This window comes from Terriglobales bacterium, from assembly GCA_035651655.1.
GTDB lineage: Bacteria > Acidobacteriota > Terriglobia > Terriglobales > Acidobacteriaceae > DASRFG01.
Map to the genome: position 1 here is coordinate 87,633 of DASRFG010000002.1, position 12,307 is coordinate 99,939.

General features: G+C 57.1%; 11 protein-coding genes. 6 read left to right on the forward strand and 5 right to left on the reverse strand.

Annotation, left to right across the window (positions count from 1 at the left end):
* Positions 1–13 precede the first annotated feature (13 nt).
* Positions 14–574, reverse strand: coding sequence for an NADH-quinone oxidoreductase subunit B family protein (locus VFA76_01375; GenBank protein HZR30488.1), 561 nt, complete (start codon positions 572–574; stop codon positions 14–16).
* Between the two features lie 11 nt (positions 575–585).
* On the opposite strand from VFA76_01375, the gene VFA76_01380 reads away from it, so the two are divergent.
* The 4 genes from VFA76_01380 (at position 586) to VFA76_01395 (ending at position 4,508) form a co-directional block, all read left to right on the forward strand.
* Positions 586–2,856 carry a glycosyltransferase gene (locus VFA76_01380; GenBank protein HZR30489.1) on the forward strand — a complete coding sequence of 757 codons (2,271 nt, stop codon included), beginning with the start codon at positions 586–588 and terminating at the stop codon, positions 2,854–2,856.
* A 23-nt stretch (positions 2,857–2,879) separates the two neighbouring features.
* Positions 2,880–3,413: a DUF2059 domain-containing protein gene (locus VFA76_01385; GenBank protein HZR30490.1), complete on the forward strand. Its 534-nt coding sequence runs from the start codon at positions 2,880–2,882 to the stop codon at positions 3,411–3,413.
* Positions 3,414–3,619: 206 nt separating this feature from the next.
* A complete protein-coding gene (locus tag VFA76_01390) occupies positions 3,620–4,054 on the forward strand; it encodes a hypothetical protein (protein HZR30491.1) in 435 nt (144 codons plus the stop codon).
* A gap of 43 nt (positions 4,055–4,097) precedes the next feature.
* Positions 4,098–4,508: a hypothetical protein gene (locus VFA76_01395; protein HZR30492.1), complete on the forward strand. Its 411-nt coding sequence runs from the start codon at positions 4,098–4,100 to the stop codon at positions 4,506–4,508.
* Between the two features lie 12 nt (positions 4,509–4,520).
* Here the strand turns inward: VFA76_01395 and VFA76_01400 are convergent, their stop codons facing one another.
* Positions 4,521–6,029 (reverse strand): M20/M25/M40 family metallo-hydrolase, encoded by a 1,509-nt coding sequence (locus tag VFA76_01400; protein ID HZR30493.1) that lies wholly within the window; start codon positions 6,027–6,029, stop codon positions 4,521–4,523.
* A gap of 78 nt (positions 6,030–6,107) precedes the next feature.
* Positions 6,108–6,860: a methyltransferase domain-containing protein gene (locus VFA76_01405; GenBank protein ID HZR30494.1), complete on the reverse strand. Its 753-nt coding sequence runs from the start codon at positions 6,858–6,860 to the stop codon at positions 6,108–6,110.
* Positions 6,861–7,084: 224 nt separating this feature from the next.
* On the opposite strand from VFA76_01405, the gene VFA76_01410 reads away from it, so the two are divergent.
* On the forward strand, positions 7,085–8,536 hold the full coding sequence (locus VFA76_01410) for an amino acid permease (protein ID HZR30495.1): 1,452 nt from the start codon (positions 7,085–7,087) through the stop codon (positions 8,534–8,536).
* 56 nt (positions 8,537–8,592) lie between these two features.
* On the opposite strand, the gene VFA76_01415 is transcribed toward VFA76_01410, so the two are convergent.
* Positions 8,593–9,279 (reverse strand): CADD family putative folate metabolism protein, encoded by a 687-nt coding sequence (locus VFA76_01415; GenBank protein HZR30496.1) that lies wholly within the window; start codon positions 9,277–9,279, stop codon positions 8,593–8,595.
* Positions 9,280–9,315: 36 nt separating this feature from the next.
* Positions 9,316–10,518, reverse strand: a complete 1,203-nt coding sequence (locus VFA76_01420; GenBank protein HZR30497.1) for an aminomethyltransferase family protein — start codon at positions 10,516–10,518, stop codon at positions 9,316–9,318.
* A gap of 176 nt (positions 10,519–10,694) precedes the next feature.
* On the opposite strand from VFA76_01420, the gene VFA76_01425 reads away from it, so the two are divergent.
* The gene (locus tag VFA76_01425; protein HZR30498.1) at positions 10,695–12,305 is read left to right on the forward strand and encodes an NAD(P)/FAD-dependent oxidoreductase; all 1,611 of its coding nucleotides are present in this window, start codon (positions 10,695–10,697) and stop codon (positions 12,303–12,305) included.
* The last annotated feature ends 2 nt before the right edge of the window (positions 12,306–12,307 follow it).

The window sequence follows — 12,307 nt, forward strand, 5'->3', positions numbered from 1 at the left end:
TTTTGGACGAAGGCTATTTCGGCTGCAATGTTTGCGCGATCATCACCTGGCGCTTGAAGTTCTCTACCATGCTCTCGTCCAGGCGGACCTCGGTGGGCCGCTTGGCAAGCGACATCTGATCAATTTTGTCCTGCAGTTTCAGGAGCGCGTAGAAGAGGTTCTCTGGGCGCGGGGGGCAGCCGATCACGTACACATCCGTCGGCACAATGCGGTCCACGCCTTGTAGTACGGCGTAGGTATTGAACGGCCCGCCAACGGATGAGCACGCTCCCATGGAAATGACCCATTTGGGGTCGGGCATCTGGTCGTAAATTCGTTTCACCACCGGCGCCATTTTCAGGGTCACTGTGCCGGCGACGATCATCAGGTCGCTTTGACGGGGACTGGGACGAAATACCTCAGACCCGAAGCGCGCGATATCGAAGCGCGACGTTGAGGAAGCGATCATCTCAATGGCGCAACAGGCCAGACCGAAGGTCATAGGCCAGAGCGCCGATTTGCGGGCCCAATTGAAGACGTAATCTACGGTGGTTATAAGGAAGTTCTTCTCAAACTTGTTCTGTAACCAGCCCATGTGCCCCCTGGATGAAAAATTGCCAGTTGCTGAATCAGGCTTTCAGTCTAGGTCTGGTGAGAGCGAGTGTCAATTACGACCAGGCAGCCCGCTCCCAGCTGCGCCCGACTCACATCCTCCGCAATAACCTGTTGCCGAATCGAGCGTTTGTCCTTTCCTGCTTGCTGAAACGGTTGCCCATCGGCAAGAATGACAGCAGAATCTTCGGTTCCACGCGCAACATGGCTGTGAACATACCCACCTCGGAGTCCGCCGCGCAAACACGCGTGCAGATCGCTCCCCAGCGACAAACCGGAGCTCATTTCTCTTTCCCATGGGACTCGCTGCCATGGATGGTCGGGATTGCCTTCCTGTTGCGATTAGGGGCGATTGTTCTGCTGCACACGTACCGGTTCCGCTCGACTGAGGCGCACTTCGAATTCGGCTACGAAATGGGCCGAATCGCGCAGGCGATTGCATCGGGTCACGGTTTCAGCAATCCGTTTCAGGTCCCCACGGGTCCCACCGCTTGGGAGCCGCCGCTCTATGCTTATCTGACCGCGGGCATTTTCAAACTATTCGGGATTTATAGTCACGGCTCGGCGTTTGCGCTCTTGACCATTAACAGTATTTTCTCGGCGCTGACCTGCGTGCCCGTATACCTGATCGCCAAACGCACTTTTGGGGAGAAGGTGGCGCTCTGGTCCGGCTGGTTGTGGGCGGTGCTGCCGTTCGTGATGTATTGGTCCACGCGATGGGTCTGGGAGACCAGTCTTTCTGCACTGCTGTTGGCATTGATTTTTCTGGCCACCTTGCGGCTGCAGGACACACGGCGGTGGGGCTGGTGGCCCGCACTTGGCGCGCTTTGGGGTGTGGCAGCACTCAACAATCCGGCGTTGCTCTCTTTCCTGCCGGTGTCGTTAGCATGGTTATGGGTGCAGAGAAGAAGGGGTGGACTGGCGTCGCTGCTGCCAATGGCCACAACTCTGGCCTGCTTCGCCCTCGTCCTGACGCCTTGGGCGTTGCGCAACTACCACGTCTTTGGAAAATTTATTCTGGTGCGGGACAACGCAGGCGCGGAACTCCGCATGGGCAACGGTCCCCACGCCGATGGCACCTGGATGTGGTATCTGCACCCCACGCTCAATGTTTTAGAGATGTTGAATTTTCAGCGCTTGGGCGAGATCAATTATATCGCCGCCCGACGGAGCGAGGCGTTCGAGTTTATTGCTGCCCATCCGGGCACGTTTGTGCAGTTGAGCCTCAAGCGCTTCGTGTACTACTGGGCTGGCCTTCCCAGATCGTCGGCAATTCCGGTCTTGGCGCCGCTGAAGAACTCTCTGTTCCTGGCGTCCTCTGTGCTCGCCTGGTGGGGAGCTTTGCGGGCAATGCGACGCCGCGCGCCAGGCGCCACTCTATTCGTCTTGCTCCTGGCGGTTTATCCAGTAATCTATTACATAGTTTTCCCGCATCCTCGTTACCGGCATCCGATCGAGCCGGAGATGCTAATTTTGGGGGTGTATCTGATTACGCAAGCTGAAAGCAGGACGCGCCAAGCCAACTTCCCAGGATTGCAGCAGCGAATGGGCGAGCACGCGCCACCTATAACAACTCTCTCCATCGTCGTGCCGGTTTACAACGAGAAGGCAACCATCGCGCAGGTGGTGCGCACAGTACTTCAATCCAAACCTGGCTTGGAAAAGGAATTGGTGATTGTGGATGACTACTCCACCGACGGCACCCGGGAAATCCTCCGCGAACTTGAGCAGGAGGCGCGTGGCCGCATAAAATTGGCGTTTCACGAACAGAATCGTGGAAAGGGTGCGGCCTTACGCACTGGCTTTGCTGAAGCAACCGGCGACGTGGTGGTCGTACAAGATGCGGATCTGGAGTACGACCCCAGCGACTATCCCACCTTGTTGGAACCGATCCTGAGTGGGCGCGCCGATGTGGTATTCGGTAACCGCTTCCACGGGGGCGCGCATCGCGTGCTGTATTTCTGGCATTTTCAGGCCAATCGCTTTCTGACCTTTGTGTGCAACATGCTAAGCAACCTCAACTTGACCGACATGGAAGTGGGCTACAAGGCCTTTCGGCGCGAGGTGCTGCAGGCCATCACCCTACGTGCTGACCGATTCGGCTTTGAGCCCGAGGTCACGATCAAAGTGGCCAAGCTCGGCTGCCGCATTTACGAGGTACCTATTTCATATCACGGCCGAACTTATGAAGAGGGCAAGAAGATCGGATGGAAAGATGGTGTTGCAGCGCTTTACCACATGTTGAAGTACCGGCTCCTTGATTAAAACGTTCCGCCCGGAGTGCTCCCGTGCCCATTAAAGTCACAGTTTCTCTGATCTGGCTGGTGCTGGCCGTTTCCGGATTTGGACAAGGCCTGCAGCCGACCAACGACACCAGCCAATCCAAACATGAAGACACCAAGAAACTGATGCAGGCGGTGGGAACTGCGGAGCTACTTCAGGACATGCTCGACCAGTCCATTGAACAGCAGGTCAGTAGCGTGCGCCGGTTGCGGCCCGACGTGCCTGCACAATTCTGGACGGAGTTCGGGGGCGAGATGAAAAAGGAGATCAATCCCCAGGAACTAATGGACATGATCGTGCCCATCTACGACAAGCACTTCAGCCACCAGGAAATCCGGCAGCTCATCGCTTTTTACCAAAGCCCGTTAGGCAAGAAGATCAGCGCTACATTGCCAGAGATCCAACGGGAATCGCTCGAAGCCGGCCAAGAGTGGGGGCTGCATTTGGGCGACCGGATTACCGACGAGCTGAATCGGCGCTTGGCAGAGAAAGGCTACAAACTGATGGTCCCGCGATCTGCATTGCCGAGTCGCGATTAGCCGCCATCCGGCAACTCATCCGCAGGTGCGACCCTCGCTCTTACCAACATAATCACCAGCTTTGCGGTTCTTTTCGTGATATCGTTCTGGCGCAATCGGCCAAAGCTAAACGAAATAAGGAGAGGCTAGGTCTATCCTGCGCTGCGCCGGGCGGTTCAACACTGGTCTTCGCGCAGGCCGGCTCGCGGTCGCTCCGAGGAGGAATTATGTTCAACTCCTGTGGGCCGAATCCCATAGTTGTATTTGTTCGAGCCACATGCGTTGCGATCTTGTTCAGTTCTGTCTGCATCGCACAAGCTGAAAAACCTGCGAACTCCTGGCCCAAGTACGACCTGAAATCCGAAACCAAGATCAAGGGAACAATCGGAGAACTTAAGCCGATTTTGAACCTTGCCAAACCAGCCATGGAAGTAACGCTGAAAAGCGATAGCGGCACCGTCGAGGTTTACCTGTGTCCCAAAGAATATCTCAAGGACATGGGTATCGAACTGAAATCAGGTGATGAGCTGGAGATCAAAGGATCGAAGGTAAAGCAAGGCGAAACCGATGTCATCCTGGGACGCGAAGTAATCAAGGGAAACGACACGATCATCCTGCGCGACGATAAGGGTGCCCCCGTTTGGAGCTGGCGAAAGACCTAGCGCATAGCAGTCTCGCGCGGCATCTAAAGGCTGGGAGCACGCGATGAAAATCTCGCAGCTTGTACTCTTGATGGTGATTACCGCGACCGCTTTGGCCCAGGAAAACCAAGCCGCGGCACGGCCGCATACAAAAAGCCCACCGAGGTCGCTGGCTTCGTGCGATTGCGAACAAACATGGGACCAGCTGATTCAGGTACAACAGGCTGAACTGACCGATCTCAACAACGAGATAGGCGGCTTGCGCGCGTTGACGACCATGCTGCGTTCCGATGCCGGTACCGTCCCCGACACAAATGTGAGAGATGCGCTACAAGTCAATGCCGACATGTGGGAGACGCACATCAGCAATCTGCAAAAGCACGTGGTGCGGCTGCAAGGGCTCATCGAAGAGGAAAAGGCGAAGCAGCAGATACAACAACATGGGAAAACGAGCGCACCGCGCGACTATCGCTGATCCCCGGCGGGCTTAGTCCGAGCCGCCGCTTGGGGATTCCTGATGATGCGGCAACGGCGGCGGCATCTCAGAAACATTCCAAGACCAGCCCGCCAGCAGCGCCGCCCCCTCGTTAATCTCCTCGGGTACGACTTTGTCGAAAGTGTCGGTCTGGCTGTGGTGGGCTTCCCGATAGTGGGCGGGCTTCTGCAAACAGAAGTATGCCGGCACGCCCTTCTTCATGAACGGAACATGATCGGATGCGCCGAAAACGCGCGTGCTCAGAGGTTGAAGGTCGAGCACCTCCTGGAGCGGCGCGTAGACTTCGGTCATTAAGGATGCTGTCTCGTATTCATCTTCGAGGGCGATGCTGAACGCTTTGCCGGTGCCGGTATCGTGAATGAGCAGGCCGTCCATTTTTGGAATTTCGGCGGAATGATTCTTGAGAAAAGTATCGGCACCTATGCCGCCCTGCTCCTCGCCGGTAAACAGGATGAAGGTTATGGTTCGCTTAGGCGCGAATCCGAGCGCTTTCAGAGTACGGGCGGCCTCCAGCACCGCCATTGCACCGGTACCGTTGTCGAGTGCGCCTTGCCCCAAGTCCCAGGAATCGAGGTGGCCGCCAATCATGACCCGTTCTTGCGGGAACTGCGTACCTTTGATTTCAGCCACGGTGATTGAAACTGGTACCGGTCCCGAGCTGAACGTCCCGCCGAGAGTAACCTTGAGCATGACCGGGCTGGTCTGCTGCAAACGATAGATCTGGTCGTAGTCCTCATGAGTAATAAAGGCGACTGGCAGGTCGGAAGGCTGGTAACGATGGAAGCCACCGCCCATGTTGAACAGGTTATCGGTCTTGCCGCTATCCAGAATCACTGCGAGGGCGCCTTCTTCCGCCGCCATCTTCAGGAACTGCAAGCGATCGCGCCATGAAAGATGGGGTTTGGGAATTCCATGAGAAGGTGCGATCACGGCATCGTATGCATTCTCTGGCGCCTCGGCTTCGGAAGGCAGTTCTCTCGGCTTGCCGTCGAATACTATCGCTCCCTTCAGTTGTCCTTTGTACTTGTCGAACTCCTGCAATGATTCAACTTGCACAACTTTGACCGGGCCGCTGATCGGGCCATTTGTGGCTACACTCCACCCCGCGGAACGGATCTCTATCTTCCGGGCGACAGGACTGGTGATCTCGGCACTGTCGCTGCCACGGGTCCAGGAGTGCGGAATTTGTGCCGTTTCCAAATGCGCGTCAATACCGTAATCGCGGAAACGCTTCAGCGTCCACTCACTGGCGGCCTGCATCTGGGGTGACCCGGTCAGCCGCGGTCCGATTCGGGTGGTGAGATATTCGAGGTTCTTGATCAACTCGGAATGGGCCTTAACTTCAGCAGCAATTTTCTGGTCGGCTTCCTCCATGGCCTTAAGGTATGCGCGCTTCTCTTGTTCGCTGCGAATCGGAGCAGACGCTGGTGTTTGGGAAGAAGCAGCAATGCTGAAAAAGAGCAGGATCGGTACAAGAAAGTGAACTGAATAAGGTTTCATGCGCCTCTTGTCTGCGAAAAAGTTCCGAGCAAGCCGCACATTCTAACAGGCCGGGAAGCTGGACTTTGTACGCTTTGCTTAATAAATCTGATACGCCGGGCCGGGATTGCGAACGTCCGGCTTATTCGCCATGAGCAACAGCGCGCCGATGCGCTTAAAGTCGCGCAGCTCTTCCGCGTTCTTGAACCATTTTCCTGAGTATTCGTCGGGTGTCGGAGTCTCGTCGGGGATCCTTCGTGCTTCGACATTTTCAAAGGCGTGCGCTTTCAGCAAGCGAACGTACTCTTCCTCGGAACGGGCGTGCACCGGCACTTTCAGCTCATCCACCCAGCGCAGAGAATAAGGATTGTCTTTATACAGATTAATAAGGATGAACAGCCGGCCGCGCGGCGCCATCACACGGAACAGTTCGGCCAAGACGCGGTCCTGATTGGGGTAGTAGTAAAAGGACTCGACTGACAGCACTTTCTCGAAAAAGTTTTCTTCCCACGGAATTTGTTGCGCTGATCCCCAGACGAACATAGTGTTCTCAAAATCTCTTGAGGATTCTCGGGCGCGGCGGATCATCTCATCGGAAACATCAAGCCCGACCACCTGGCCGAAGCCTTGCGGCCCCTCACCTACCATGCGGGCCAGCAGTCGAGTTGCCCAACCGGCGCCACAGCCCAGATCCAGCACACGCTCACCAGCCCGCAGGTCCATTAAGCGGATGGTCTTCTCGGTGATGTCGAGATGATGGCGTTCCATCTCCTCGCCGCGGCCATCTTCGGCCCAGCGGTTGAATTCGTTCTGCAGTCGCTCGTCAGGAGAGAGTGGCTTTTCTGAAGGCATATTTGATCCCGTCGGCATCGCGCTCACTTCTATGCTACATTTGCCGTCCTCTATGGCTCAAATGCCCGAGCCGAGGCGGAAATCAGTCCCGGTGCTGCTCTACTGTCCCAAGTGCGCCCGCGAGGTCACCGACCCGCTTTCCTGCGGAGACTGCTCAGCGGTAATCTGCCGCCAATGCGGCACTCCGCTGGAATCCCCAGACGAACTGGGCATGGGATGAAGCGATGAGCCTGCCCTCGGTTAGCCCGCAACTGGACACTCCGGCAGTAACGTCGAAGTCGCAGCCGGGTTTAGTGCGCGGGCTGTCACTTCTTGATTCCGTGCTGCTGCTGGTGGGCGGCGTCATCGGTTCGTCCATTTTTCTGACGGCAAAAGACATTGCCGGACCTTTGCCGCATCCAGTTTTGTTCCTTATGGTTTGGGTGGTTGGCGGCGTGGTTTCTCTTTTCGCATGCTTTGCCTTTGCCGAGTTGGGCGCAATGTTCCCGGACTCCGGTGGTCACTATGTCTATTTGCGCGAAGCTTACGGCGACCTGCCCGCGTTCCTTTACGGTTGGATGCTCTTCTTTATCAGCAACGGTGGCACCATCGCCGCCCTGGGCGTGGCTTCAGCCGCGTACCTCGGCGAGGCCATCCCAGCGATTTCAAAAGAACACGTGGTGTGGGCTGCATTCGGCCTTCAACTCACCCGCGCGCATCTAGTAGCCCTTGCCGGAGTGGCGCTGGTCACCGTGACCAACATGATCGGCTTGCGGCGTGGCGCCATTCTGCAAAACATCGCGACCTGGATGAAATTCGCCGCCATGGTTGTGTTCGTGCTTTTCGGGCTCACCATTGGCAAAGGCTCGTGGTCGCACTTCAGCGCTGACCCGAATGCGGGCGCCAGAGGCTCTGGCCTGCTGATGGGATTGGGCCTGTGGCAAATGCTGCCCGCCTTCGGGGTCGCACTCATTGCCGTTTTCTGGGCGTATGACGGTTGGGTTTACATAACCTGGGTATCGGGCGAGATGAAGGACCCGCAAAAAAATCTGCCGCGGGCGATCGTATTCGGCGTACTGATCGTGGGTGCGATTTACGTCGCCATGAACCTGGTTTATTTGTATGCCCTGCCGATAAAAGAGATCGCGTCTACCGAGACAGTAGCTCGCGCCGCCGCTGCACGTCTGTTTTCGAGCGCGGCGGCAATCTGGCTTTCGATCTTGATTGCAATCTCGTGCTTTGGCGCCAACGCCAGCTGCATCCTCACCGGCGCGCGGGTTTACTTCGCGATGGCGCGCGACGGGGTCTTTTTTAAGAGGATGGCGGAGGTGCACCCCGTCTGGCGAACCCCCGCGTTCAGCCTCGCGGGACAAGGGCTCTGGGGTGCGCTGCTGGTTTTCAGCGGGCGTTACGACCAGCTATACACGTATGTAATGTTCATGATGGTGTTGTCGTACCTGGCAGGAGTGGGTGCGATGTTTCTATTGCGCTTTAAACGGCCGCTTGCTCCCCGCCCCTACCGCTGCACCGGTTATCCCTGGCTGCCGGGGATCTATATGCTGATCGGCGGAGCTTGGGCAGTGAACACGCTGCTGCAGCGGCCTAAAGAATCATTCGGCGGCCTGGCAATTTTGCTGGTGGGAGTGCCCTGCTACATCTATTGGAAGAGGGCACACAAAAAAAGTGTAATCGGGTAATTGGCGAGTTCGAACTGAAGATCTCGCTACCGCTCACATGTCAGCTTTACCGCAGATTACTGAATCGCCGGCGTCTTTCTTCTGGCTTCCATTCCATCCAACGCATTCCACAGCGCTCTGGCGGAATTCTCCGCAGCGGTGAGGGCTTCTTCAGCACAACTCGGATCGCCCGCCACAACTTGGCCCAGTGCATCCCGCCACACCCGAGAATGATGAACATCGGCAGCTTTGTGAACTACGAAGTAGCGGCAGGCTTGTTCACTGGCGCTGTATAAGTCGCGAAGAGCGCACTCTTTGAACTCGGCGACCCGTGGTACCTGAGATTCGTAGGCGTAGAACGCGGACAGGGCTGCCGCTGGTGAAGCAGTGCCTGCGATTGACCGAAAATGTGCGATCAACGCCGCGGTTTCGCCGCTCGGCCGGCTGTTTTTCACCGCTGAGCGCTGGTTTCCGAAGGCCCCTGCAAAATCCAGCCACAGTTCGGAATGTGCGGTGCCGTCGATCTCCTCGTCGGCCAGGTTGCGCAGCACTGCGCGGCGCAATTCCCCATCAGCCAGTCGAGAATGCAATGCGCTCAAATACGTTGGGAATGCAGCGACATGATGATAATAGTCGGCCGAGTAGGCGCGAAGGTCCTCCGCAGTCAGCTCGCCAGCCGACCAGGCCTGATAAAACGGGTGACTTAGAAGATCATACTTCGCGATGCGGCGCTCCAACTGCTCGAAGAAATTTTGCACTTGCATTTTTGTCCTCGCTTGATGATTGCCAAGTTTAGCAGTTTACTTCACCGGCGTGGCGGTCTTCCGCGGTGGATTGAAGAATGGCATCTTCACCACGGTGGCCGTGACGGTGTGGCGTACTGCCTCGACCGTGAGTTCGTACTTTAGCTTCGTCCCGGGCTGCGAAGATTCTGCCTGCACGCTGGCGAGGGCGATCATTTTTTTGAGTAGCGGCGACCAGGTGGTCGAGGTCGCTTTGCCAATCTGTCGCCTTCCGTTGTACACCGGGACCGCAACCCGCGAAGCCGTGCTGGGGGTCTGGGGCGCCATGCCGGCGTCGTCGAACAGGCGCTCGACTTCGTTCCAGTCAATTTCTAGCCCCACCAGTTGCCGCGGCGTGCCGTCTTTCTGTTCTTTTAAGAGGGCAGAGCGTCCGATGAAATTCTCTTTATCGAGGTGCACCAGCTTGCCGAGGCCGATTTCCGATGGCGAATACTTCTGCTCGGGAATCAAAGCTTTTTTGCTGCTGGTGTAATCCACTTCGATCAGGATTAGCCCGGCTTCGATGCGGGCCACGTCGAGGGCCAGCATGCCGGCGGCATGAATATCGAAGCGGCGGCCGCCTTCCATCAGCGCGTCCCAGACTTTCACCGCGTCGTTCCACGGTATCCAGATCTCGTAGCCGAGATCGCCGGTGTAGCCCGTGCGCGAAATGTCCACCGGCACTCCGCCGATCTTTCCTTTGGTGACCCGGAAGTATTTCAAGTTCTCCAGATTGTCAGCTTCGGCGACGGCCTTCAATAGGCGGCCAGAGGTTGGGCCTTGAAGCGCAAGTGCCGCGACTTTTTCTGAAATGTCTTCGATCTGCACATCCATGCCGAGCGCATTTTGGCGAAACCAACGCAGGCTGGGATCGGCGGCAGTCCAGCGATAAGTGTCCTCGCCCAGGCGGGTAATGGTGCCATCGTCAATGACCTTGCCTTCTTCGTCGCACCAGCAGCAATAGATCACCTGATTGACGGAAACTTTGTTGATGTCGCGAGCAATTACTCGGTTCACCAGGCGGGTGGCGTCTTTGCCGGTGACCATGTACTTGAACAGCGGAGTGATGTCGATGAGTGCGGCGGCATTGCGGATGGCGTTGTACTCGTGCTCGTGATGTGTCTCGTAAACGCTGACCGTGTAGTATCCCGACCACTCGCGATAGCTGAGGCTCTGGCAGAGGGGAAAAGTGCGCTCGTGGAATGCGGTTCCGACCGGCAAGGGAGCTCCTGGATTGTATGAGACTGCGAAGCCGGATTATAGCGCAGCGCTGTGGGAGGAATCCGTGACCGAGAGATGGATTGCGGATGCGCAGGTCGAGCGTACGTCGGCTACAGACAAAATTTCGGCCTGTCGCTTACAATGTGACTGCCTTCTTTCACGAACAACTTTTTCTAATGCCTTCCGGCTCAAACTCGAACTACGACGTAATTGTGATTGGCGGCGGCCACAACGGCCTGGTGAACGCCGCCTACCTGGCGCGCGCCGGAAAGAAAGTTCTGCTGCTGGAGCGCCGCCATGTGCTCGGTGGCGCCGCTGTGACCGAAGAGATCGTGCCCGGGTTTAAGTTTTCGGTTTGCTCTTACGTGGTCTCACTGTTACGGCCGGAGATCATTCGGGACCTCGATCTGCCCCGTCATGGGCTGGAAATTCTGCCGCTGGATGGAACCTTCACCCCAATGCCCAACGGCGATCATCTCTGGCGGGTGAACGATCATGCCAAGACGCGGCGCGAAATCGCGCGCCATTCCAAGGTGGACGCGGAAGCTTACGAAGAGTTCGGCAAGGCCATGTTGCAGATGTGCCGCTTCGTTAAGCCCATCCTGAACATGACCCCGCCCGACCCATCAACGCTGAATCCGCGCGAGCTGATGAAGTTTGTGTTCCTTGGACGCCGCTTCCAGGGCCTCTCCAGCGAGGACAAATACAATCAGGTCCAGTTGATGACCATGAGCGCGGTCGATTTCCTCGACCAGTGGTTCGAGACCGATGTGCTCAAAGCGACGATGTCGGCTTCCGGAATCATCGGCACGTTTCTGGGCGTGCGCTCGCCGGGGACTGCGTATGTTCTGCTGCACCATTACATGGGTGAGATTGACGGTGCGTTTCGGGCGTGGGGATTTGCCCGCGGCGGCACCGGCGCGATCTCCAATGCGATTGCCGATGCGGCGCGAGAGGCGGGCGTAGAGATCCGCACGAAATCGGCGATAGCGCAAATACTGGTGAAAGATGGCAAAGCCAGCGGGGTTGCGCTGCAGAATGGCGACGAATTTCATGCCGACATCGTTTCTTCCAGCGTCGATCCCAATCTGACTTTCCTGAAATTCATCGAATCGCAGCACCTGCCGGGCGAATTCCTGGACGAGGTACGGCGCTACAAGTTCCGTGGGTCGTCGGGCAAAGTCAATCTCGCGTTGGACGCGCTGCCCGAGTTCAAATGCATGCCGGGAGCCGGAGCGCATCTGCGGGGCGCGATTTCGATCTCGCCGTCGGTGGACTACATGGAGCGCGCCTATGACGATGCCAAGTACGGCGACTACTCGCGCCGGCCATACATTGACATGGTGATCCCAAGCCTTACTGATCCTTCAGTGGCGCCGCCGGGCAAGCACGTAATGTCGTGTTTTGTGCAGTACGCTCCCTACAAATTGAAGCCGGGCAGCACCTGGGATGCCGCCAAGCGTGAGGCCTTCGGCGATAACGTAATCAACACCATTGCGGAATACGCGCCGAATATTAAAAACATCATCGCGGGCCGACAGGTTTTGAGCCCGCTGGATATCGAACAAGAATTCGGATTGACCCAGGGCAACATCTTCCAGGGCGAGCTGTCACTCGAACAGTTGTTCTTTCTGCGACCGGTGCCCGGCTGGGCGCAGTACCGAACGCCGATCAAAAACCTTTATATGTGCGGCTCTGCAACTCATCCCGGAGGCGGCATCATGGGTGCGCCTGGGCGACTCGCGGCGCTTGAAATCCTCAAAGACTCCGGAAACGGGGCGCACTAGTC